The 23,014-nt window shown below is 49.0% G+C and carries 19 protein-coding genes and 1 tRNA gene; 9 read left to right on the top strand and 11 right to left on the bottom strand.

Annotation, left to right across the window (positions count from 1 at the left end):
- A complete protein-coding gene (locus ACINK7_RS10945) occupies positions 1-315 on the top strand; it encodes a hypothetical protein (RefSeq protein WP_404361378.1) in 315 nt (104 codons plus the stop codon).
- Between the two features lie 241 nt (positions 316-556).
- Here the strand turns inward: ACINK7_RS10945 and ACINK7_RS10940 are convergent, their stop codons facing one another.
- The 3 genes from ACINK7_RS10940 to ACINK7_RS10930 are packed head-to-tail and all read right to left on the bottom strand — an operon-like array spanning position 557 to position 6,429.
- A complete protein-coding gene (locus tag ACINK7_RS10940; RefSeq protein ID WP_404361377.1) occupies positions 557-2,026 on the bottom strand; it encodes an efflux transporter outer membrane subunit in 1,470 nt (489 codons plus the stop codon).
- Positions 2,023-5,208, bottom strand: a complete 3,186-nt coding sequence (locus ACINK7_RS10935) for an efflux RND transporter permease subunit (RefSeq protein ID WP_404361376.1) — start codon at positions 5,206-5,208, stop codon at positions 2,023-2,025. The genes ACINK7_RS10940 and ACINK7_RS10935 overlap by 4 nt, the downstream gene beginning before the upstream one ends.
- 6 nt (positions 5,209-5,214) lie before the next feature.
- Positions 5,215-6,429: an efflux RND transporter periplasmic adaptor subunit gene (locus ACINK7_RS10930; protein WP_404361375.1), complete on the bottom strand. Its 1,215-nt coding sequence runs from the start codon at positions 6,427-6,429 to the stop codon at positions 5,215-5,217.
- Positions 6,430-6,533: 104 nt separating this feature from the next.
- Between ACINK7_RS10930 and ACINK7_RS10925 the strand changes: the two genes are divergently transcribed.
- Both ACINK7_RS10925 and ACINK7_RS10920 read left to right on the top strand, forming a co-directional pair.
- Positions 6,534-7,148 carry a TetR/AcrR family transcriptional regulator gene (locus ACINK7_RS10925; RefSeq protein ID WP_404361374.1) on the top strand — a complete coding sequence of 205 codons (615 nt, stop codon included), beginning with the start codon at positions 6,534-6,536 and terminating at the stop codon, positions 7,146-7,148.
- Positions 7,149-7,435: 287 nt separating this feature from the next.
- Entirely contained in the window at positions 7,436-7,888 is a 453-nt protein-coding gene (locus tag ACINK7_RS10920; RefSeq protein ID WP_404361437.1) for a nucleoside deaminase, read from the top strand.
- A 16-nt stretch (positions 7,889-7,904) separates the two neighbouring features.
- On the opposite strand, the gene ACINK7_RS10915 is transcribed toward ACINK7_RS10920, so the two are convergent.
- Together ACINK7_RS10915 and ACINK7_RS10910 are read right to left on the bottom strand one after the other, a co-directional pair.
- Complete coding sequence (locus tag ACINK7_RS10915; RefSeq protein WP_404361373.1) at positions 7,905-8,876, bottom strand: heme A synthase; 972 nt, start codon at positions 8,874-8,876, stop codon at positions 7,905-7,907.
- 208 nt (positions 8,877-9,084) lie between these two features.
- Positions 9,085-9,927 (bottom strand): HDOD domain-containing protein, encoded by an 843-nt coding sequence (locus tag ACINK7_RS10910; RefSeq protein WP_341328792.1) that lies wholly within the window; start codon positions 9,925-9,927, stop codon positions 9,085-9,087.
- Positions 9,928-10,295: 368 nt separating this feature from the next.
- On the opposite strand from ACINK7_RS10910, the gene ACINK7_RS10905 reads away from it, so the two are divergent.
- On the top strand, positions 10,296-10,511 hold the full coding sequence (locus ACINK7_RS10905) for a hypothetical protein (protein ID WP_404361372.1): 216 nt from the start codon (positions 10,296-10,298) through the stop codon (positions 10,509-10,511).
- Positions 10,512-10,718: 207 nt separating this feature from the next.
- Here the strand turns inward: ACINK7_RS10905 and ACINK7_RS10900 are convergent, their stop codons facing one another.
- A complete protein-coding gene (locus ACINK7_RS10900; RefSeq protein WP_404361371.1) occupies positions 10,719-11,714 on the bottom strand; it encodes a YgfZ/GcvT domain-containing protein in 996 nt (331 codons plus the stop codon).
- An 87-nt stretch (positions 11,715-11,801) separates the two neighbouring features.
- Between ACINK7_RS10900 and ACINK7_RS10895 the strand changes: the two genes are divergently transcribed.
- From ACINK7_RS10895 to ACINK7_RS10875, 5 genes are all read left to right on the top strand, one after another.
- Entirely contained in the window at positions 11,802-12,227 is a 426-nt protein-coding gene (locus tag ACINK7_RS10895) for a protein YgfX (RefSeq protein WP_404361370.1), read from the top strand.
- Positions 12,228-12,398: 171 nt separating this feature from the next.
- Positions 12,399-13,490: a redox-regulated ATPase YchF gene (gene ychF / locus ACINK7_RS10890; protein ID WP_404361369.1), complete on the top strand. Its 1,092-nt coding sequence runs from the start codon at positions 12,399-12,401 to the stop codon at positions 13,488-13,490.
- Between the two features lie 53 nt (positions 13,491-13,543).
- Positions 13,544-13,620, top strand: a tRNA-Met gene (locus ACINK7_RS10885).
- 533 nt (positions 13,621-14,153) lie between these two features.
- Complete coding sequence (locus tag ACINK7_RS10880; protein WP_404361368.1) at positions 14,154-14,684, top strand: CIA30 family protein; 531 nt, start codon at positions 14,154-14,156, stop codon at positions 14,682-14,684.
- 12 nt (positions 14,685-14,696) lie between these two features.
- Complete coding sequence (locus tag ACINK7_RS10875) at positions 14,697-15,125, top strand: dirigent protein (RefSeq protein ID WP_404361367.1); 429 nt, start codon at positions 14,697-14,699, stop codon at positions 15,123-15,125.
- 290 nt (positions 15,126-15,415) lie between these two features.
- On the opposite strand, the gene ubiD is transcribed toward ACINK7_RS10875, so the two are convergent.
- The 5 genes from ubiD to ACINK7_RS10850 form a co-directional block, all read right to left on the bottom strand.
- Positions 15,416-16,876, bottom strand: a complete 1,461-nt coding sequence (gene ubiD, locus ACINK7_RS10870) for a 4-hydroxy-3-polyprenylbenzoate decarboxylase (protein WP_404361366.1) — start codon at positions 16,874-16,876, stop codon at positions 15,416-15,418.
- Positions 16,873-18,912, bottom strand: a complete 2,040-nt coding sequence (gene prlC, locus ACINK7_RS10865; protein ID WP_404361365.1) for an oligopeptidase A — start codon at positions 18,910-18,912, stop codon at positions 16,873-16,875. Before prlC ends, ubiD begins: the two co-directional genes overlap by 4 nt.
- Positions 18,913-18,928: 16 nt before the next feature.
- The gene (locus tag ACINK7_RS10860) at positions 18,929-20,086 is read right to left on the bottom strand and encodes an HDOD domain-containing protein (protein WP_404361364.1); all 1,158 of its coding nucleotides are present in this window, start codon (positions 20,084-20,086) and stop codon (positions 18,929-18,931) included.
- A 219-nt stretch (positions 20,087-20,305) separates the two neighbouring features.
- A complete protein-coding gene (locus ACINK7_RS10855) occupies positions 20,306-21,652 on the bottom strand; it encodes an HDOD domain-containing protein (RefSeq protein WP_404361363.1) in 1,347 nt (448 codons plus the stop codon).
- A 5-nt stretch (positions 21,653-21,657) separates the two neighbouring features.
- Complete coding sequence (locus ACINK7_RS10850; protein WP_404361362.1) at positions 21,658-22,938, bottom strand: HDOD domain-containing protein; 1,281 nt, start codon at positions 22,936-22,938, stop codon at positions 21,658-21,660.
- Between the last annotated feature and the right edge of the window lie 76 nt (positions 22,939-23,014).

Here is a 23,014-nt window from a genome sequence, read left to right as displayed (position 1 = left end):
GTGGCGGCATTATCTTCTTTACCGCTATGGTACTTCACCTCGGATCCGCTCTGGGCGGTTGTCATTCTCACCACAGTGGATGTGCTGGGTTTCGGCCCTACGATTCGCAAGGCCTATCACCAGCCGCAATCCGAGCCGTTAAACTTTTACGCTTTATTCGCTATCCGCAATCTATTCGTTGTTATGGCGCTTGAACACTATTCAGTGACAACCGTACTATTCCCTGCCGTGTTGGGGCTAACATGCGTATTCATCATGGCTTTGATGATGTACCGCAGATTAGTTATGGTTGTCGTAAGTCAAGGAGAGCAATGATGAAGGCAGTTTGCCGATCCGGTCAGGTAATTTCCCTGGAAAATTAGCGAACAATGACGCCTATAGCCGCAAACGCCGTTCAAGACGCGGTAAATTTTATTGTTTCCCAAACTCCTTGGTATTCAGTCTCGCAAGCTCTAGTTTGCCAAATTTGCGAAGCTGGAGCTTCCCGTGCTGCATTCCCAAGCAAAGAGCTTGGGAATGAGCGAAGTCTAATGAACTTCGTAAAAATTATTTTAAATTAATCGTCATCATTAGTCTCTACAGTCGTTTCCCAACCGCCGCCCAAGGCTTTGTATAACGCCGCGAGCGCGGTTGCGGTCGCTGTTTCGCTTTGGGCTAGCCGATCTTGATCCGACAACAATCGGGATTCGATATCCAATACCGTCAGAAAATCGCTGAGTCCGGCATTGAAGCGCAAGTGAGCGAGTTCTTGGGCTCTTTGACTCGCCTCGGCTGCCGCAGCCAGCAGTTTGCGTCTGGCGCGCTCCTGGTTGTATTGGATCAGCGCGTTTTCGGTTTCTTCCAAGGCATTCAAAACGGTTTGCTCGTATTGCGCCAAATCGGCTTCGGCATGCGCATCGGCGGCATCAATACGTGCCAGCACGCGGCCGAGATCCAGCGCCGCCCAAGTAATTCTCGGACCCGCCGAAAAAGCGTCCGAACCGCCCGTAGCGAGTCCCGATAAGGAACTGGCTTCGAGTGCGATCGAACCGACGAAGGTGACGCGCGGAAAAAGATCGGCCGTCGCGACGCCGATGCGTGCAGTCGATGAGGCCAATGTGCGTTCGGCGATGCGGATATCGGGGCGGCGGCGCAGCAGTTCTGCCGGTGAGCCGATTTGTATCGTTTCGGGTAATTTCGGCAACGGGGCAGGGCGCGACAATCGTTCGGTCAGTGCGCCAGGAAATTGCCCGGTCAATACGCTCAGGCGGTGTATCGTTTTTTGGATCGCACTTTTTAGGGGCGGAATACCGGCTTTCGTGGATTCGAGTTGGGCAAGCGCTCTCGATGTGTCGAGTTCGGTGCCTCGACCGTTGACGAGCCTGGACTGCGTGATTTCGGCAGTTTCGGCCTGATTCTCGGCGTTTTTTTGCGCGACGGCCAATTGATTTTGCAAGCCCCGTAACTCGAAATAATTACGCGCGACTTCGGCGATCAGGCTGACGCTCAAATCACGCAGGCTCGCTTCTTGTGCGTCGACTTCGTCGTCACTGGCTTCGACGCTGCGGCGAACGCGACCGAACAAATCAAGCTCCCAAAAGGCGTCGAAACCGATGTTATACAATTTTAATTCCCGCGGCGCGAAGTTACGGTTATTCATCGCGCCGAAACTGCGTTTCTGGTCGGTATAGCTTGCTTTTGATGTGATCGCCGGCAAAAGATCCAGACCGGATTCCAAATACAGTGCGCGCGCTTCCTCGAGATTGGCATAGGCCGTTTTCAGGTCGTAATTGTGCTCGACGGCTTGTTCAACCAAGTCATTTAACTGGCTATCCTCGAACAAGGTCCACCAGTTAAGCTCGATGCCTTCCTTGGAAAATTCGGGATGGACGGCCTGGCCGAATTCTTGCGGCGTTTCGATAAAGGGCAGTCGATAATCGGGACCGACTGCGCAGGCGCTGAGCAATGTCAGGCATAACGAAGTCAGACCCAATCCGAGATTGGACCGCGCCCGGCCGCTATTCGTAAAAATGACTTGTTTCATCATTCAGAATCCGATGTAGAGTGTTGCGGATTTGGTTTCCGCGAAGAAAACAGACGTTGGACCAGTCCCTGCACGCTGACATAGAACACCGGCGTCAACAACAGGCCGAACAGTGTGACGCCGATCATGCCGCTGAAGACCGCGGTGCCCAGCAAGCGGCGGGATTCGGCGCCGGCGCCTTGCGCCAGCACCAGCGGCAACACGCCCATGATGAATGCGAACGATGTCATCAGAATCGGACGCAACCGGACGCGCGAAGCATCCATAACGGCTGTAAAGCGATCGAGTCCGCTTTCCTGGCGCTGCTTCGCGAATTCGACGATCAGAATGGCGTTTTTACTGGCCAACGCGACCAGCACGATGAAACCGACTTGGGTGAAGATGTTGTTGTCCATACCGCTGAGCCAGATGCCTGCCATCGACGACAAGATACACATCGGCACGATCAAGATGATCGCAAGCGGCAATGACCAGCTTTCGTATTGCGCGGCGAGCACCAGGAATACGAACACGACGCTGAGCGGAAACACCAGGAACGCTACGTTGCCGGCCAAGACTTGCTGCAGGCTCAGTTCGGTCCATTCGTAGCCGAAGCCGGGCGGCAGTTGTTGGTCGAGCAATCGGCTCATGATGTCAATGGCCTGGCCGGAACTGATTCCGGGCAAGGTGCCGCCGTTGATTTCGGCAGCCGGATACATGTTGTAACGCGTGATTTTGTCCGGCCCGGTGATTTCCTGGATGTCTACGAGCGAGCCGAGCGGCACGATACCGCCGGCCGCGTTCCGGGTTTTCAATTCGGCGATATCTTCCGGATGCATGCGGTATTCGGCGTCGGCTTGCGCGACGACTTGGTAGGTCCGCCCGAAGCTGTTGAAGTCGTTGACGTACATCGAGCCCAAATAGATTTGCAGCGTTTCGAAGACTTCCTTCAACGGTACGTCCATTGCTTTCGCGCGGGTCCGGTCGACGTCGAGAAATAATTGCGGCACGCTGGCCCGGAAGGTCGTGAATAATCCGGCAAGTCCGGGCTGTTGGTTTCCTTCGGCGATCATCTCATTGGCGACGTCTTGCAAGGCATCGATGCCGGCGCTGGTACGGTCCTGAATCTGCAGTTTGAAACCGCCGACCGAGCCCATGCCTCGCACCGGCGGCGGCGCGAATACCGCGATATGCGCATTGGGTATTTGCGCGAGACGTTGCTGCAGTTTTTTGATGATCTCGTTAGCGTGCAGTTCGGGCTTGCCGGCGCGATTTTTGAAGCTGTCCAGCGGGGTGAACATCGTCGCGACATTGGACTGATTGGCTCCGGTGAGGACCGACCAGCCGGAATACGCGATCACATGCGCGACGCCTTCGGTATCGAGAATGATGCGCGTGGCTTCCTTGACCACGTCCTGCGTGCGGCTCAGCGATGCGGCATCGGGTAGTTGCGTGTACAGAATCAGATAGCCTTGGTCTTGTTGCGGAATGAAACCGGTCGGCACTTTTTCGAAGGCCAGCCAGTTGAGGCCGTTCAGTCCGACATAGAGCGTCAATACCAAGGCGGTCATCCGGATCAAGCGGCCGACCAGGCGCGCATAGCCTTCGCCGAAGCGATCGAAAAAGCGGTTGAAGCCGGCAAAAAACCAGCCGAACAGCCGGTCGAGCAAGCGCGTGAAGGCATCCTTGTCGCCGTGCGCGCGGTCCAGCAACAATGCGCACATCGCCGGGCTCAAGGTCAGCGAGTTCAATGTCGAGATCAGCGTCGAAACCGCGATCGTCAAAGCGAATTGTTTGTAGAACGCGCCGGACACGCCGGTGATGAAGGCGGTCGGTATGAACACCGCGACCAGTACAAGCGTCGTCGCAATGATCGGCCCGAGAACTTCCTCCATCGCCTTGCGCGTCGCGTCTCGGGCGCTCATGCCCTCGGCGATATGACGTTCGACGTTTTCGACGACTACGATCGCGTCGTCGACGACGATGCCGATAGCGAGCACCAATCCGAACAGCGACAAGGTATTCAACGACAAGCCCATGGCGGCCATCACGGCGAAAGTGCCGATCAACGACACCGGCACCGCGAGCAGCGGAATGATCGCGGCGCGCCAGTTCTGCAGGAAGACGATAACCACGACGACGACCAGCAGCAGCGCTTCGAATAAAGTCATGACGACCGCGTCGATCGATTGCTGAATGAACACGACCGTGTCGTAGACGAGCGTGTAGTCGAGGCCTTCCGGAAAGTGCGTCTTCAATTTTTCCATCTCGGCTTCGATGGCTTTTTTGGTGTCCAAGGCATTCGAGCCGGGCAATTGGAAAACGGCCAGGCCGACCGTTTGTTCCCCGTCCAAATACAAACTGGAGTTGTAGTCCTTCGCGCCCAGTTCGATGCGCGCGACATCCTTGAGGCGCGTGATTTTTCCGTCGGAACCTTGCTTGATGACGATATCGGCGAACTGTTCCGGATCGGTCAGCCGGCCCAAGGTGCTGACCGTGTATTGATAGTCGGTCGCTTCCGGAGACGGTTGTTGGCCGACGACGCCAGCCGCGACTTGTATGTTTTGTTCGCGCACGGCATTGACGACATCGCTTGCCGTCATATTGCGCGCGGCTATTTTTTCCGGGTCCAGCCACAGACGCATGCTGTAATCGCGCGCGCCGAATACGAGTATTTCGCCGACGCCGGGCAGCCGAGCGAGCGTGTCCTTGATTTGCAATAATGCGTAATTGCTCAGGTAGACGCTGTCATAGCGTTGATCCGGAGAGATCAGGTTGACGACCAGGCTGAGGTCCGGGCTGCGTTTCTTGACGCTGATGCCTTGACGCCGGACTTCCTCGGGCAGTTTCGGTTCGGCCAGCGCGACGCGGTTTTGCACCTGGACCTGCGCCTTGTCGAGGTCGGTGCCGGGTTTGAACGTGATCGTCAGCGCCATATTGCCGCTGTTGGTCGATTGCGACGACAAATACAGCATGTCCTCGACACCGTTGACTTCCTGTTCGATCGGCGTCGCAACCGTTTCGGCGACGACCGCGGCATTCGCACCGGGATAAACGGTGCTGACCATCACGGTCGGCGGCGCGATTTCAGGATACTGAGCGATCGGCAATGCGATCAGCGCGAGACCGCCGACCATGACGATTAGAATCGACAGGACCGACGCGAAGATCGGACGGTCGATGAAAAAATGCGTAAATCGGTACATGATTTTTTATTCTCCGCCAAACGTGATGAGTTCGGGCGCAACTTTGGCGCCGGGTCTGACTTTTTGCAGGCCCTCAATCACGACTTTGTCTTCGGCCGTCAAGCCCTCGGAGATGACGCGCAAGCCGTCTATGCGCGCGCCAGGTATCACCTTGCGGTATTCGGCCTGATCGTCTTGATTCAATACCCAGACGAAGCGTTGCGCCTGATCGGTACCGATAGCGCGATCCGGCAGCAATAGCGCCGGATAGGGGGCTCCGCCTTGTATGCGCACGCGGGCGAAAAAGCCCGGACTCAACAGATTATGGGTATTTTCGAAAACGCCTCGCAGAGTCACGGTGCCGGTATCGGTATCGGCGCTCGGCGCGATATAGTCGAGCGTGCCGCGATGCGGAAAATCGCTTTCGTCGGTCAAGTTCAGTTGCATCGGCATGCCTTGAAGATTCTCGCGGCCGCTGAGTTGACGTTTGTATTTCAATACCGAACGCTCGTCGGCGTCGATATAGACATAGACCGGATCGGTCGAGACGATGTGGGTCAGCAGCGTCGCGGCACCGCCGCCGTTGACGAGGTTTCCGGCCGTGATCAATTCGCGCCCGACGCGTCCGTCGATCGGCGCATGAATGCGCGTGTATTCGAGATCGAGCTTGGCTCGGTAAACGTTCGCTTCAGCGGCTTGCACCGAGGCGGATGCTTCGCGAAGGCCCTTGCTGCGCCCGTCGTATTCCTCGATGGATATCGCTTTGGCTTTTAATAAGTTTTCCGCGCGCTCGAGGTCGTTCTGTGCGAGTTCTCGTTTGGATTTGGCTCTTTCCAATTCGGCCTGGGCTAGATTCAATTGAGCCTGATAGGGTTTCGGATCGATCGTGAACAATAAATCGCCTTTTTTGACTTTTTCGCCGGCGAAGAAATTGACCTTCTCCAAATGGCCGCCGACCCGCGCCCGGACCTCGACTGCTTCGATCGCTTCGATGCGGCCCGTGAATTCGTCCCATTCGGTGACATCACGGGACAGCGGGTGCGCGATTTTGACCTTGGCCGCCGGCGGAGCTTGGATTTCGGCCTTGTCGCCGCAACCGGTCAGCGCGATCGCAATAGCCGTGATGACCCAAAATGTCAGTAGTCTTGGCGACAAAGACGGAATGTTTCCACCGGTTGTAAGCGAAACTTCGTTGACGGAGGGGCGATATATCGCAAGAGCTGATTCGGTTTTTGGGTTCATTGGTAAGGCGACCTCGATCGCTGCGGATTAAAAGGTAATACAAATTACCGTTTAATTTAGGTATGATCGTCGTTCTTGTCAATGTATTTTATGAGTAAGACAGCATGGTTAAATGTGGACGGCCGCCGAAAGGGCAGGAGTGTCAAAGCCGCGAGCGCTTGTTGGACAGCGCGTTGCAACTGTTTCTGGAACACGGTTACGGTGATCTGAGCATGGAAACGATCGCGAAGGATGCCCATGTATCGATGCGGACGATTTACAGTCAGTTCGGTAATAAGGCGGGGTTATTCGGCGCCGTGATCAAGCGTTGCAGCGACCAGTTCGTCGACAGACTGCCCGAAAATCTCGAGCCGGAAGAAGCACTGACTGTTTTCGCGAAACACTATGTTCACCTGATTACCCGGTCCGATGCGGTGCGTATCAGGACGATTTTGATCGGCGAGTCGTTGCGTTTTCCGGAATTGGCAGCGCAGTTTTACGAGCAAGGCCCGCAACGCGCACGGGATGCGCTGGTTGAGTTTTTTATAAAGAAACAGCAAGGCGGTCATTTCGCACAAATGAATCCTCGCGTTTTGGCCGATCATTATTTGAGTTGTCTGCGAAACGAACATTTTCAGAAGTTGCAGTTAGGTCTTGCGACGATTCCGGAACAGTCCGAAATCGACCAATGGGTCGGACACGCCGTCGATCTATTTTTACACGGTTGTTTGAAGAGATGAGTTATTACTCGTTTTCAGGAACCTGCGTCACTGCCATTAAGCTAAACCTTCTTCCCCTTTTGAAAAAGGAGGGCACTCTTTCCCAAGCCTCAGCTCTCGCCGTTATACACAAGTATAAATATACCTACTTGTGCAAAACGTAGCGACCGAGCGCTAGATTGCTGTGTCGTCCGAAAGGCTATTGGTATTTGAGCGATAGCGGCTTCGTCGCCCCTCACCTAACGCTAGGGGGTTAAAAAAACGTGTGGGAACACTATACTTAAAACACCATTCACTAGGAGTTGATGATGAAATATTCGGAAATGTTATCCGTGGCTTTGGAAGAAGCCCGTACGGGCTTTGGCGAAGGCGGCGTTCCGGTTGGTGCTGCGTTATTCGATAACGAAGGTCGTGTGCTTGGCCGGGGGCGTAATCGGCGAGTTCAAGACGGCGACCCATCGATACATGGCGAAACCGACGCATTTCGTAAAGCGGGGCGGCAAACGAACTACCGCGATAAAATTCTCGTTACGACCTTGGCTCCTTGTTGGTATTGCTCCGGATTGATTCGACAGTTTAATATCGGCACCGTTGTTGTCGGCGAATCGGTCAATTTTTCAGGGCATTTGGATTGGCTCAGGGAGGCAGGAGTCAATGTCATCGAGTTGCACGATGCCGATTGTATTGAGCTAATGCGCCGTTTTATCGAGCAATCGCCGCATATCTGGTTTGAAGATATCGGCGAATGCGTTGGTGCTTAATCCTAAATCTGGCGGCTTAACCTTTCTGCCTGGAATAGATCAAGCAGATATAAATAAAAAACTGCGTACCGAAAATTAGATTGGCCATTAATAAATGAATCGGTTGCGCGGCTGCGGGGAAACCGAGCCTGTCGAGGCTGACACCGGCAAGAATTGCGGTGACGACCATGGCGGTCAAGGCTATACCGAGGGTATGTAATAATCTATTTTGAGCAGGCGAGCGATACAGTTTCCAGGCCAACCATAGGTTTGTGAACAAGATAATCGACGAAAACGAGCGGTGCACATAAAAAATGATGGGTAGGTCATCGCGCCAATATTGACGGTCGATATAAGCATGTTCGTTAGCAATTAGATCGACGGCTTCTCGGACTTGTGTGCCCATCGCGACTTGAATTAAGGTCATGGCCAATGCCGCGGTCAACACGCCCTTAAAAACATGGGGCAGTGACTGTGTATCAAGGCTTTGAAAAAACTCCCGCTGCGATCTTGCTATCACGTAAATTAGCAAAGCCACGATGAACAATGCCAATAGCATATGTAAGGTTATCATCAGCGGCTTTAGATTACTGGCGACAACCACGGAACCTAGCCAGGCTTGAAAGCCGACGATAAAAACCACCGCTAAGCAAAGATAAAATACCGTCTTGTCGGACTTGAGATAAATACGGGATGACCAGGCTGTCAGTAAAATCAGAATGCCGATGCTGGCGCCGGTTAAGCGGTTAAGGTATTCGGTCCAAGTTTTAACCGGATTGAAATCGGTGTTTTGATAACCTCGTTCGGCATAGATGGTTTTGTAGTCCGGCGGAAGCTGAGAAATGTCGGTTGGGGGAATCAATTTGCCGAAGCAAGTCGGCCAGTCAGGGCAACCCATTCCGGCGCCGGATGCGCGAACGATGCCTCCGACCAGGATCAAGAAGTAAACAGCGAAAATGGTAATGGTTCCGATGCGTCTGAACCTGAGTGCGGCTTCAATATCAATCATTGGTGTGATCTATAAGTTTTTGAGAGGATATCAGTGATACTTTTGGCTAGCCGAATCTCGGCACCGGATTGTCCGTCATAAGTATTGTTCCAAAAGTAGCTATGATTTTGAAACATCGACAATGATTTATGGGATTTAGACGCTGCCTAAGTACGGGTTTTGCATTACGCCACGGATGTTGTGTAGTAGGGCAATGCAGGAGCGAAAATCAGGAAAACATAGACTGTGCAATTTCTATTTCTTCGGATAATCCTTCAATTTCCAGAATTTCAGCATCGGAAGACAGACCCAGCTTGGCAAATGCCGGCACGGTAGACCAGTCAACCCGTGTTGCAGGATGATCGGTCCCGGCTATGCTTTGTAAAAAAGCCACTTGTACAAGATCAACATAATCGGCTTTTTCACCCGAGTCATAGCCAAAGTTAACGTATTGATACGGCACGGCTTTTAACTCATCGGGAAAGGTCCATGTATCCATAATGATTTTTCCAACGGCCGGATGGGCTTTTTCCAGCAATTTTTCAAGACGTGAAGGGCTATCTCTGAATTCCGGAATGTCTTCTACCAGCATCAAAATTGGCAATTTGCCAATTTGGTGAATGAGCCCTGCCAGCATGGCTTCATCGGGATTTAGATGCCGGGTGCATGTTGCCAATGCTCTACTGATGGCCGAGACATTGACACTTTGTTCCCAGGACTGTCTGAAGTAATGCTCAAGCACTGTTGAAGTCGGGCTGAACATTTGTTGCATTACCAGGCTGCTTATCAATGAGCTAATGGTTTTAAGCCCTAGACGCGTGACCGCCATTTGAATGCTCTTGATCTCGTTGACTCCGCGATATAAAGGGCTGTTAGAGACTTGAATCAAGCGCGTAGACAAGGCTGCGTCGGTGACAATCATGTCTGCTAATTGCTGTGCCGTTGCTTCGCCTTTAGCTACTGCGTCGCGAACCTTTAACGCAATGTCAGGGAGAGTTGGCAATATCAGGCGATTGGCATCCAGTTCTTTTTGAACATGGTCAAGAAAAGCCTGGACTGATTTAAATTGCATTCGAGTTCAAGTTCCCATCAAAGATTTACAGTTTAAATTCAAATAGCTGTCCAAGTAGGAAAGCAGCCGTCAAGCCTAAGTTTTCGAAAAAACCATTTTTAGCTAAGGATTTCGTGAAAAATAACTTCCCGGAGCTATGAGTTTTGTAGCGGGTTCGGTAGCTCGCTTGACAGGACTCCGTGAACCCAGCACCTAAATTATCTAAGATAGTTAACCATAGCCAATGGGCTATGGAATTTAGGTGCTGGGTGAATACGTCCGTGTAGGCTTGACGGCGGCGACTGATTGCCATGGATGGCATGAATGCATATTTTGCATTATGCCACGGATGCCGTGTATTAGGGCACCAACAGTAGGCGCTTTAGGCGATGCAGGGCAGAAAAATGCTCCTGCATTTTCTGCATTCATTACATCCATGTAACTCAGCAATTGCCGAGGAGCAAAAATCTGCAAACGCCATGGAAGGCGTGAATGCAGATTTTGCAGGAGCAAAAATCTGCCCTGCCGCCGACACCTGCCAATCGAGTTACCGAACCGGCTTACCTTGCATTAAAATAGAGAAGTTATTTATGACCAAATCCTAAATTGCTGTGTTAACACTTTATAAACTCAAAATATTTTTGAAATTGTTGGTGTTCATAAGCTATAAACCTAAAAAAGCTTTTTAGGATAAAGCGCCAGTTATTTACTTAAAATCCATAACCCAGTCATTTTATCCGACATGAAAATCGGTAAATTTCGACATCCAACGTCAAGCATGGACGCAATCACCCAGCACCAATTCCATAGAATTATAGCGTTATTAGTCTGATTTTGTCCTTAGTCGTTGTATCAAGCATTATGTTTTCGCTATCGAGTTCGCAATTTGGAAGAACCGCAAGCAGCTTAATGGTATTTCGTTCCTTTTGAGCGCGCAGCACTTTTCCTATTATTTGACCGCTGCCGTCGAGAATAGCCGTTTTCGGAGGCGGCACTTCCGCAGCATCGGATTCGGCTAAGAACAGCATTCTTTTCGTTTTTCCAAGATAATGTGTGCGCGCTACGATTTCTTGCCCGGTATAACAACCCTTGGTAAAACTGATGCCGCCTAATTGATCGAGATTCAGCATTTGCGGAATAAATTCTTCGCTAGTTTCCTTATCGACCCACGGTATTTTGTCTTCGATATCGAATAGCCGCCATTGCTCTGGGTTGCTTGCATGGTAGCTTTGTTCTTGGGTAAGTAAGGACCAGAGTTCGATGGCTTGTTCCGCCGGTACAACGGCTAAATAACGTGATCTCGATGAAGGCAGTTTTAGCAAGCGGAAGGGCTCGCTAACCATGTGAAGTTCATGCTCCGGAACCGGCGAAAAAGAGAAAGAGTCTGACGAGCTTTTGTTAATCCCAACTAGGCAATACTCATCGCGGCTATCGATCAGTTGCACATCGGCTCGTAAAATATATTTTCGTAGTTTTTCGGTGATGCTGTCGAGTAATTCGGTAGGTAAGATTAGAAGGAAATCGTCGTTCGACTTGAGTACAAGAAAATTGGCGATAACGCGACCTTTAACATTGCAAAATGCTCCAAAACTGCAAGTTTTTTCAGTGAGTTCGTTGATATTGCAAGTGACTTGACCTTGTAGAAATCGAGCGGCATCTTTGCCGGTGACTTTCAACACGGCTAGATCGATGACAGGACAAACTTGCCCGGCTTGTTTGTCTAAGTCGTCGGTTTTTTCTATATGGGCAGTTTCGGTATTAATTCGAGTCTGCTGTTCAATAAGAAAGGATTTCCAAGCTTGATTCATGAATTATCGCTAGAGTTGATTGAAAGTTTCCGATTATACATCTGTCTGTTTAATGCTTAAAAAATATCAAACCATGGTTGTTATTGTATGAAACATTTAGAGTTGGTAACGTTGCGAATCGGCATATCGAAGCGTGAGAAAAAAATTCTATTGCTCATGCATTTGATAGCTTTGCTTGCAATTGCGCTCAGTGCTATCGAACCTTATGTTAAATGGCTATTAATTACGCTTGTTATCTTTAGTAGCATTGTCTATCGCCGCCGCTATTTTATTGGCAATACCGAACGCTTGCTCAGATATTCCGAAGATTACGGCTGGCAGCTTTTCACAGGGGATAGCTTCGCTCAAATTCGGATTATCGGGTCAACGGTCTTGACGCCGCTTGCGATTTTTTTTCATTATGAATTGCAAGGTAAAAACCATTATCAGGTCATATTTAACGATGCCATGAACGAAATCGATTTTCGAAGGTTAACCGTATATCTAAAAATAACCGGTTCAACCGAAGAATAAGAGATCGAGCTTTTTCTTGCAGCATTTTTTATGTTCGTGCCTACTGTAGGGCTTACTGCTTAAATATCAAGTGAATGTTGTTTCATCAATTCGTCCGAGAATTGTATAATTACCGGTTTTTTTAACAATCAAAGCAACTATCTCAATTGCTTATTCACTTCAGAGGCCTCTATGGCGCTATATTGCGGAATCGTCGGTTTGCCTAATGTCGGTAAATCGACTTTGTTCAATGCTTTAACCAAGGCGGAAATCGCCGCCGAAAACTACCCTTTTTGTACCATCGATCCCAATGTCGGTGTTGTTGCGGTTCCGGACCCACGCTTGGATAAACTCGCTGAAATCGTCAAGCCTCAACGCGTACTGCCAACCACGATTGAATTCGTCGACATCGCTGGATTGGTTGCCGGTGCCTCGAAAGGCGAGGGACTAGGAAATCAATTTCTTGCCAATATTCGCGAAACCGATGCAATAGCACATGTCGTTCGTTGTTTCGAAGACGACAATGTCATTCACGTCGCCGGAAAAATCGATCCGATAGCCGATATCGAAGTCATCAATACCGAATTAGCGTTGGCCGATATGGCGACCGTTGAAAGAGCCTTGCAGCGGGCGGCTAAGGCATCGAAATCCGGCAACAAAGACGAACTGGCTAAAAAAGTCGTATTGGAAAAAGTCAACGAACACTTGAACACCGGCGAACCGGTTAGGGCGATGGATTTATCCGAAGACGATATGGCCCTAATTAAAGACTTGTGTTTGTTAACCGTTAAACCCACTATGTACATCGCCAATGTACAAGACGACGGTTTTGAAAATAATCCGATATTGGACAAAGTAAAAGCATTCGCCGACAAAGAAGGTGCCATGGTCGTACCGGTATGCGCGGCAATCGAAGCGGAAATCGTGCAGCTTGATGAAGACGAAAAACAAGAATTTCTTGATGATTTAGGGTTGGACGAGCCGGGTTTGAATCGAGTCGTGCGTGCTGGTTACCGGCTGCTTAATTTATCGACGTATTTCACGGCGGGCGTCAAAGAAGTTAGGGCTTGGACTATACCCGTCGGCGCCACGGCTCCGCAAGCCGCAGGAGTCATTCATACCGATTTTGAAAAAGGTTTTATCCGCGCCGAAGTCATTTCCTATGAAGACTTCGTTACTTACAAAGGTGAGCAGGGCGCAAAGGATGCCGGTAAATGGCGTCTCGAAGGCAAAGATTATGTCGTTAAAGACGGCGATGTCATGCATTTTCGCTTCAACGTTTGACAAAACAAGAGCGGGTCTCTATAATGCCCGCTCTTTTGCAAGACCTCTTCAATGGCGATGTAGCTCAGCTGGTTAGAGCACGGGATTCATAACCCCGGGGTCGGTGGTTCAAGTCCACCCATCGCCACCATTAAATCAATAAGTTAGTGAACTTTTGATGTTGTTACATTATCAGTTGCAACCGATTTCGCAACGATTCCATTAAGACGTTTTCATGTTCCGCTAGAAGCTAGATTGTTAAATGAGCATAGCTCGTGACTATCGTACTTCGCACGATTCTTTTTCAAATTTCTGACGCGCTCTTTTGTCCGTCTTCTTCGTTACACAGTCTATGTGATTCGCCTATTTGCGAGTCTTGAATACGAACAGAAAGTTCTGTCAGTTGCGTAACTTATTTCATGCCCATCCTTTACTAGCGGCACTTTCATGTGATCAAACTGATTCGATCATAAATGAATCTGCTATCGCTTCTCAGTCGAGTAACCGCACCCTCTTCGGAACCGGAATTGTTTTTCATATCGAAAAATGAGATAAAGAGTCCTAATCTACGAACTTTCATAGTAAAAAAACACTCATCTGCATTTTTAGGACTAATGTTTGGAAAATAGGATGAATTTTAGAAAACTCAGCGCAAGACTGTTCCTAGTAATAAGCCTTGGAGTCATGAAAACAATGTTGGCAGGCGAGTTTGTAATCGATGATCGTAGCAGTGGCAATTTGAAATCCAACCTTGGTATGGAGTGGCGACTGGTCAGCGATCAGGTCATGGGTGGAGTTTCCAAGGGAAATCTAAAATTAGATACTCACAAAGGAAGAGATTGCCTGCGTATGCAGGGCGATGTTTCAACCGAACAAAATGGTGGCTTTGTGCAAATGGCTTTGTCTGATGAAGACCACTTCGATGCATCGGCCTTTGAGGGTATTGTCTTCGAAGTAGCCGGTAATAATGAAGACTACAATATTCATTTTCGCACTTCGGACCTTTGGTTCCCCTGGCAATCTTATCGTGCCGAATTCCATGCGACCGACGAATGGCAAACCGTTCGTATTCCTTTTGCTAATTTTGATGCCTATAAAACATCACAGAAATTTCTTCAACGTAATCTGAAACGTATCGGATTGGTCGCTATTGGCCGAGATTTTAGGTTCGATTTATGTCTCGGTTCTCTACGTTTTTATAGTGTGGATAATTAGGCGTCTAACTCTTTGAGTCGTATCTTAATCGCCAGCCTCTTTGGTATCACTGCCTGCACATATGTCGCGCCTCAAACGGTCATAACCATCGCGGATGCTAGAGCGCATAAGTCTAACTTCATTGACATTGGTGTGCCAGGTGATTCCGAAGGGGATATTCTGACATTCGATCAGCCGTTACTCGATGAACAAGGCTCACGGATCGGCAGCAATAGCGGCATGTGCATACGCACGCGCGTTGGCCATAGCTTCCAATGTCAATGGACCTTGACCATGAAGAACGGCAGTATTCAGGTAGCCGGGCGTGAATTCGATACAGGAACGTCAGCTATAGCGATTGTTGGCGGTACAGGCCGATATTCGGGCATCAGCGGGCAAATGGAGTCTGTTAACAATGGAGACGGTACTTTTACACAAATTTTGCACTATTGGGTTCGATAACAGCCAATTGCTCTGCTTGGGCGCAGAAGAGTGCAGGTTAGGCCAATCCGAAACGTTGGGGACGGGGTAAATAACCGTCCCGCAGGAAGGCGTTAAACCTGAAAAGAGCAGTTGGCATGTGTTGTAGACCGTTCGTGCTGAGCCAAGTCGAAGCATGAACGGTCTACAACACTTTCACCGGCCTGGTGAAGCCTCAAGCTACCGTTCACCCTTCGACAGGGCTCTCCTGAGCGTAGCCGAAGGGCTCAGGGCGAACGGTAGTTTGAGGCTCTCAACTGCTCTTTTTTCCGTTAAAACAACCCTTCCCAAATACTATCCACTTTCTGAATAATTTCCTTGGACATCACGATCGGCCGCCCCCATTCGCGGTTGGTCTCGCCAGGCCATTTGTTCGTCGCGTCGAAGCCTGCCTTCGAACCTAATCCCGATACCGGCGATGCAAAATCGAGATAATCGATCGGCGTGTTGTCGAGCAGCGTGAAATCTCGGGTTGGATCCATACGCGTGGTCATCGCCCAGATGACATCTTTCCATTCGCGCGGATTGACGTCGTCGTCGACGACGATGACGAATTTTGTGTACATGAATTGGCGTAGGAACGACCAAAGCCCAAGCATGACCCGTTTGGCGTGACCGGGGTATTGTTTTTTGATGCTGATCACGGCTAGACGATAAGAACAACCCTCGGGCGGCAGGTAGAAATCGACGATTTCAGGGAATTGTTTTTGCAAGATCGGCACGAAAACTTCGTTTAATGCCACGCCCAGCACGGCCGGCTCATCGGGCGGTTTGCCGGTGTAGGTGCTGTGGTAAATCGGATCCCGGCGCTGTGTAATTTTTTCGATCGTAAACACCGGAAATTCGTCGACTTCGTTGTAATAGCCGGTATGATCGCCGTAAGGACCTTCGGGTGCGGTTTCGTTAGGATAAATGAAACCTTCCAATACGATTTCGGCGCTGGCCGGTACCTGCAAGTTATTGCATAAGCATTCTGCCAGTTCGGTTTTGCTGCCGCGCAGTAATCCGGCGAAGGCGTATTCGGACAAGCTATCCGGTATCGGTGTGACGGCGCCTAGTATCGTCGCGGGATCCGCGCCTAGCGCGACCGTAACCGGAAACGGCTCGCCGGGGTGAGCCTCTTGCCATTCCTTGAAGTCCAAAGCGCCGCCGCGATGCGCGAGCCAGCGCATGATGACTTTGTTCTTTGCGATGACTTGTTGCCGGTAAATGCCCAGGTTCTGACGTTCCTTGTAGGGTCCTTTGGTTATAACCAATGCCCAAGTGATTAAGGGTGCGGCATCCTCTGGCCAGCAAGTTTGTATCGGATAGTTGCCTAAGTCGATTTCATCGCCTTCGAGCACGACTTCCTGGCAGGGCGGCGATTTAACGATTTTCGGCGCCATGTTCAATACTTGCTTGAATACCGGAATTTTGTCTAATGCATCGCGGAAACCCTTTGGCGGTTCCGGTTCTTTAAGATAAGCCAAGAGTTTGCCGATTTCGCGCAAGGACTCGACTGAATCGGCGCCCATGCCCATCGCGACTCGGTGCGGCGTGCCGAATAGGTTGCCGAGTAGCGGTATCGAATGACCTTTCGGGTTTTCGAAGAGCAGGGCAGGGCCTTCTTGTTGTAATGTGCGATTACAAATTTCGGTGATTTCGAGCACCGGGTCGGCCGGGTATTGAATTCGCTTCAATTCGCCTTGTTTTTCCAGTTGCGCGATGAAATCACGCAGGTCGTGATACTTCATGCAGCGATTCCGTTGTGTCTGAGCAGTGCATCGATTTCAGGCTCGCGTCCGCGAAATTGGATAAATAATTCCATTGCATCGTCGCTGCCGCCTTGTTCGAGAATGTTGGTCAAAAATGCATGGCCGATGGTTTCATTGAAAATGCCATGTTCTTCAAACATCGAAAAGGCGTCGCTGGATAGTACTTCGGCCCATTTGTAACTGTAATATCCTGCCGCATAGCCCCCCGCGAAGATATGCGAAAAACTGTGAGCAAAGCGGTTAAAAGACGGCGGCGTAACCACGGCGACTTGTTTTCTGACTTGCTCGAGAATTTCGTAGATACGCCCGCCCTTGGCCGGATCGTATTCTTTATGGATTCTCAAGTCGAATAAACTGAATTCGAGCTGCCGAACCATCATCATGCCGGATTGAAAATTTTTCGCGGCGAGCATTTTATCGAATAGGCTGTCCGGCAGTTTGTCACCGGTTTGATAATGGCCTGAAATTAATTCCAGCGCGTCTTTTTCCCAGCACCAGTTTTCCATAAATTGACTCGGCAATTCCACCGCATCCCATTCGACGCCGCTGATGCCTGAAACGCCGAGATGGTCGACCTGAGTCAGCATGTGATGCAGACCGTGTCCGAATTCGTGAAACAGCGTCGTCACTTCGTCGTGGGTCAACAAGGCAGGGTCGTCGCCGGTCGGCGGTGTGAAGTTACAGGTCAGATACGCGACCGGCGTTTGGACTTTGCCTTGGTATTTCTTGCGGCTGACGCAAACGTCCATCCAAGCGCCGCCGCGTTTTTTCGGACGGGCATAGAGATCGGTATAGAATTGGCCGCGAAGTTGTCCGTCGCGGTCGAGAATCTGGTAGAAACGGACGTCTTCGTGCCATCTGTCGAAATTGTCGATTTCGCTGATGTCTAGCCCGTAGAGTTTTTCAACGATTGCAAATAGGCCGGGCAAGACTCGGTCGATCGGAAAATAGGTTTTTACTTCTTCTTGTGAAAGTTGATAAAAGTGCTGGCGCATTTTTTCCGAGTAATAACCGATATCCCAAGGCTGTAAGTCTTTTATTCCGTAGTTTTTCGAAGCGAATTCGCGCAATTCGTATAAATCTTTACGCGCTTGTCGCCACGATTTATCAGCCAAGTCTTCGAGAAAGCCGATGACCTGGTCGGGGTTATCGGCCATTTTAGTTGTCAGGGATAATTCGGCGTAATTGTCATAACCTAATAGGCGCGCTTGTTCATGGCGCAGCGCCAGGATTTGTTCCATGATTAGGCTATTGTCCCAGCGACCTGCGTGCGGCCCGAGATCTGATGCACGCGTGACAAAGGCTTCGTAATGTTCTCGGCGCAGCTCGCGGCTGTCGGCATAGGTCATTACGGCTTGGAATGACGGAAATTGCAGCGTAATCATCCAGCCGTTTTGTTGATTGGCCTGCGCGGTTTGTTTGGCTTGCGCCAATGCCGATTTCGGTAGGCCGGCTAAGTCGTCGCTATCGGTAATCAGTTTGCTCCAGGCATTGGTTGCATCCATCAGATTTTCTTCGAAGCGGGAAGTCAGCTTCGACAGTTCTTGACTGATTTCTTTGTAGCGTTGTTTTTGGGACGGTTGCAAGTCGATGCCGGACAGTTTGAAATCGCGCAAGGCATTAGCGACGATTTTTTTCTGGGCCTTGTCATGACTTTGAAATTCGTCGCTTTGTGCGATCGCTTGATAGGCTTTGAACAAGGCTTCGTTTTGGCCCATTTCGGTCGAATAATTACTGAGCATCGGCAAGCAGGCATTATAGGCTTCGCGAAGCGGTTCGCTGTTGACTACCGAATTCATATGACTAACCGGAGACCAGGCCTTGTTGAGCTTGTCTTCGGCGTTTTCAATCGGCTCGATCAGGTTTTCCCAGCTATATTGGTCGGCGGCCTTGAGATGCCAATCGACCTTGGCGCGCGCGTCTGCCAGTAATTTTTCGATGGCGGGTACGACATGTTCGGGTTTGATTTCGGAAAAATGAGGTAGAGTGTTATCGGTCAGTAATGGGTTATTCATGTGTTTTGGATATCGATCAAGAAAGAATTTGCATCGCTGCATCGATGCGCTGCTGCGCTTTGTGCAGGATATGCAGTGAAAAGTCCGGCGTCAATTTGCCGTTGTTTAATTTCGTGTATGCAGGAATCGAATTGATATAGGGTAGCTTTTTATCATGTTCAATGCCGATATAGCTGTGTAATTTAGCCAGAATGACAATGTCGGTCAGCGTCAGTTTATCGCCGCTGTCATAATACCAGTCTTCGGCATGATGCGGAATTTGCGCAAGTTCTTCGGAAAAACCGAGCGTATGTAATACCAATTTACCGACTGGCGCCCTTAATACCGGGATAGCCTCATCAAGTTCCGAGCGATTTTTATAATGCTCAGGATGTTGTTCGGCAAAATGGAGCAAGGGGATAATTCCGATATCGCTGATGAGCCCCGCTAGCAAGGCGTCTTCAGGATTCACTTTGCCGCTTTCCTGAGCCAATATAAAACTAAGGCTCGAGATGTACAGGCTGTTTTTCCACAGCGATTGCATAACGTTAAGCAAGTGTTTGTTTTGACATCGAAACATTTGCTTGAGCCCGATGCCCATCACTAACTGACGCGTAGCGTTCAAGCCAAGGCGAGTGACCGCCTCCTGGCAATTGGTCACCGGCGATATCGGCGAGTAAAGCGGGCTGTTGGCGACTTGGATTAGTTTTGTTGCGATTGGTGGGTCGATTTGAATGATTTTGGCGGCTTCGCGGATATCAATCTCGAATTCCATCGCTTGTTTGAGTTTTAGAGCGACTGCGGGTAAAGACGGTAAAGTTAGCTTGTTTTCGCGGTAAATTCGGGAGAAATCGGTAAAAAAACCGTTATCTTCGACTTGTTTAGGCAGGTCGATATCGATCAGTTCTAATTGCGTTGCATCCGCTTTACTTTGTTCTGTCCACAAATTAATGAGCTCTGCTGAGATTTCAATGATCTCAACATCGGTTTTGGCGAGTGCCGTAGCGCCAATAATTTTGCCGCTGTTAATTGGTAAATGCGACAGCGGTGAATCGGCGCTTATTTGATAGATGCTTTCGCAGTCTGGCGTCAATTCGAGTGCTCCTTTGTGCAAATAAAACACTTTGCCTTTATTGTTTTGGCCTCTTACAAAAATCGTATCGCCAGCTTGATAAGAGTATGTCCGTTGCTGCAAAAGCTCGATTGCCGCATCGTCAAGGTTCCTTATCGGTACGAATTGTTTTAGTATTTCGACTGACTGTTTTATGCGGCTTGTCTTGAAAGGTTTGTTGCAGGATAAAATAGGAGCAGCCGCAACGGGACAGCTATCAAAATGTTCCTGTGGATCGTTTTTAGATTCCGGGGGCTCGGACGTAAAATGCTCGATTATATGTGAAAACCAAGTGGACATACGTCAAGCCATGAAAAATTTCATTGTTTCGCTAATTTGCTGCTTCGCGTCTTGTAATATTTGCAATGATTGTTCCGGAGTTAATAATTGAGCGTCCAGCTTTTGAAATGCCGGTAAAGTATTGATTAACGGTAGTTCAACCCTTTGCTCATGCTGCGTCAATAAGAAATGGAATTTAGCGAGCAACACAATATCGCTTAGGTTTAAGGCTTCGCCGGAGTGGTCGAACCAGTTGCTTACTTTTACTGGAACTGTTTTGAGACTATCAGGAAACTCCCATCTTTCCAAAATGATCGTGCCAATTTGGCCTTGCAATGACTTAATGCATTGGTCAAGCTCGCTCAGCGTGAACGCGTTTTCCGATAATTGGTCGGCAAACATTAGCATGGGTAGGGTTCCGATATTATGCAGAAGCCCGGCCAGCAAAGCTTCTTCCGGGGTGGTTTGACGAGTCAAGTTCGCCAGTGTATAGCTAATGCACGAAACCTTAATACTCTGAGTCCAATTTTCCTGAATACGCTTCTTGATTGTTGGTTTCTCGCTCTTTATCAGGCTTTTCATGCTGATCGCTGTAACCAGGTTCATGGTATTTTTAAGCCCCAATCGATTAACCGCATCATGACAGTTGGAAATTGGGTTTAGTGTTCGATATATCGGGCTATTGACGATTTGAATTAATTTTGCAGCGATAACCGGATCCATGTTGACGATCTTGACAACTTCGGCAATCCCGATGTCTTGCATTGCCGATCGCCTAAGCTTGAGAGCGACATCGGGAAAGCTGGGGATTTTTAAATCGTGTTGCTGAAAATGCTCGTAAAATCGAAGGAAAAATGGATTATTTTGCAGCGAATCCGAGGCAAGTAGCGGGTCATTTAACGGGTTAATCGGGTTACGGTTAAGTAGTAATACAGTTTTTGGAATATAGATGACCGTAACATTCGATTTAGCGATGGCGGTAAACTGGTGGAAATCCCCACTCGATAATGGAAACAATGCTTTTAGAGTGGCTTCGTTAATTTCTTGTCCGATGCCATTGGCCGTTTCTAAATATATCGTACCTTTGCACAAATAAACGAGTGAATCGACCTCGGTGCCGCGTATGAAAAGGGCAGACCCAGGGGTAAAATTTTCGGTGCAGATTTTTAAAGCTTGTATCTCTTCTTCAATTAATAGTTGTCCTAAAGGCATTAACCGTTTAAGAAATTTAACCGGAATGTTAACCGGCTTAATGTTGTTGCTCGATTGCTTGGTTCCTGAAAATTGTCTTTCAGCCGTTATCGTTTGTTCCCTTTTGGGGGCTTGCTTAGGCTTTGGAATAGGTTTTTTTTTAAATAGATTCAGTAGCATAGTATCTATATTGCAAAAGCTCGCTTGGCTTCGTTAATTTTAATTTGCGCGTCATGAAGAATATGTAACGAGTTTTCCGGCGAGAGTTGGATGAAATCTAGTTTGCTTGCCGCCGGTATGGAGGTTATTTCCGGTAAATTAGCCATTTCCGATGTGCCGATTTTACTATGTAACCGTGATAATACGACGATATCGATCAGCGAAATTTGGTTGTCGCGATGTTGGTACCAATCATCGGCATATAAAGGTATTTCATAGAGCTCTTTGGGAAATCCCCATTCTCGCAAGATATAGGCGCTGACGGGGCCTCTTATAAAGGGCATGACACGCTCAAGCGACTCTTCCTTGTAGTAATCCTCTGGAAGGTTCGCGGCAAAATTTAAAAAAGGGACAATCCCTATATCGCAAACTAAGCCTCCTAGTAATGCCTCTTCCGGATTAACTTTTTTAGTTTCACTAGCTAATACGTAGCAAATACAGGAAATGTAGATGCTTTGCCTCCAAATCCGATCCAGTATTTTTTTGATCAGTGGATTCGGTGAATGAAATATTTGTTTGAGACTGAGAGAAATCACTAGATTTTGGGTTGCCTTTAAACCGATTCTATTGACTGCTTCGAAACATGTTTTAGCTGGAATGGCGGTTAAATATAACGGGCAGTTTGCAACTTGAATCAATTTCGCCGCAATAACCGGATCCAACTGGATTATTCTAACGGCTTCGGCCACGCCAATGTCGGCTTGAATGGCTTTGCGCAGTTTAAACGCAATATCCGGCAGCGACGGTACGTCCATTTCTTCTTCTAGGTAATACTGTGAAAAAGCTTGCAATAAACGGTTATCGGTTAAAGTTTTAGGTATGTTAAGCGGAACGGGATGATGGGAAGAAGGCGGCGGCGTGCACATGATTTTATGTGAAACCCTCAATAGACTTACGTCGGTTTTTGCGATAACGTTCAAGGCGTATTTGATACCGCTACAGAGGGGAAATTTAGCGCGTGCGGTATTGGCTTCGACCTCATAATTTTTTCCGGCGCTGTCGGAAATAATAACCGTTCCCTTCAATAAAAAATAAGCAGAGTCGTTTTGTTCACCTTGATTGAACAAAATAGTGTTGGCGGGGAAAACCTCAGAGTATCGGTCTGTTGCGAAAGACTCCAACATTTCTTCATTTAAACTGCGAATGGGAATCAACGTTTTCAGCGTTTCAACCGTTATCGGGTTAGGTTTAATGCTGCACGCGGAACCTTGTTTGTTATCCTTGAAAAAAAAATTCAATAAAGACATGATGATTCCGTAAAAAACATTCGCCAAAAGTAAAAATTGGAATACCGATTCGACTGTTAGTCTAAACTGCATTCGA

Source organism: Methylotuvimicrobium sp. KM1, assembly GCF_044788715.1.
In the GTDB taxonomy this organism is placed as follows: Bacteria; Pseudomonadota; Gammaproteobacteria; order Methylococcales; family Methylomonadaceae; genus Methylotuvimicrobium.
Note: the sequence above shows the minus strand (reverse complement) of the source record. Positions and strands in the feature narration are given on the sequence as shown.

What these genes read in the sequence shown, in the direction of transcription:
- ACINK7_RS10855 (WP_404361363.1), bottom strand. Translation starts at nt 21,652, where the DNA reads ATGCTACTGAATCTATTTAAAAAAAAACCTATTCCAAAGCCTAAGCAA.
- ubiD (WP_404361366.1), bottom strand. Translation starts at nt 16,876, where the DNA reads ATGAAGTATCACGACCTGCGTGATTTCATCGCGCAACTGGAAAAACAA.
- ACINK7_RS10905 (WP_404361372.1), top strand. Translation starts at nt 10,296, where the DNA reads ATGCAGGGCAGAAAAATGCTCCTGCATTTTCTGCATTCATTACATCCA.
- ACINK7_RS10925 (WP_404361374.1), top strand. Translation starts at nt 6,534, where the DNA reads ATGGTTAAATGTGGACGGCCGCCGAAAGGGCAGGAGTGTCAAAGCCGC.
- ACINK7_RS10940 (WP_404361377.1), bottom strand. Translation starts at nt 2,026, where the DNA reads ATGATGAAACAAGTCATTTTTACGAATAGCGGCCGGGCGCGGTCCAAT.
- ACINK7_RS10895 (WP_404361370.1), top strand. Translation starts at nt 11,802, where the DNA reads ATGAAACATTTAGAGTTGGTAACGTTGCGAATCGGCATATCGAAGCGT.
- ACINK7_RS10850 (WP_404361362.1), bottom strand. Translation starts at nt 22,938, where the DNA reads ATGTCTTTATTGAATTTTTTTTTCAAGGATAACAAACAAGGTTCCGCG.
- ACINK7_RS10930 (WP_404361375.1), bottom strand. Translation starts at nt 6,429, where the DNA reads ATGAACCCAAAAACCGAATCAGCTCTTGCGATATATCGCCCCTCCGTC.
- ACINK7_RS10880 (WP_404361368.1), top strand. Translation starts at nt 14,154, where the DNA reads ATGAAAACAATGTTGGCAGGCGAGTTTGTAATCGATGATCGTAGCAGT.
- ychF (WP_404361369.1), top strand. Translation starts at nt 12,399, where the DNA reads ATGGCGCTATATTGCGGAATCGTCGGTTTGCCTAATGTCGGTAAATCG.
- ACINK7_RS10910 (WP_341328792.1), bottom strand. Translation starts at nt 9,927, where the DNA reads ATGCAATTTAAATCAGTCCAGGCTTTTCTTGACCATGTTCAAAAAGAA.
- ACINK7_RS10935 (WP_404361376.1), bottom strand. Translation starts at nt 5,208, where the DNA reads ATGTACCGATTTACGCATTTTTTCATCGACCGTCCGATCTTCGCGTCG.
- ACINK7_RS10920 (WP_404361437.1), top strand. Translation starts at nt 7,436, where the DNA reads ATGAAATATTCGGAAATGTTATCCGTGGCTTTGGAAGAAGCCCGTACG.
- prlC (WP_404361365.1), bottom strand. Translation starts at nt 18,912, where the DNA reads ATGAATAACCCATTACTGACCGATAACACTCTACCTCATTTTTCCGAA.
- ACINK7_RS10900 (WP_404361371.1), bottom strand. Translation starts at nt 11,714, where the DNA reads ATGAATCAAGCTTGGAAATCCTTTCTTATTGAACAGCAGACTCGAATT.
- ACINK7_RS10915 (WP_404361373.1), bottom strand. Translation starts at nt 8,876, where the DNA reads ATGATTGATATTGAAGCCGCACTCAGGTTCAGACGCATCGGAACCATT.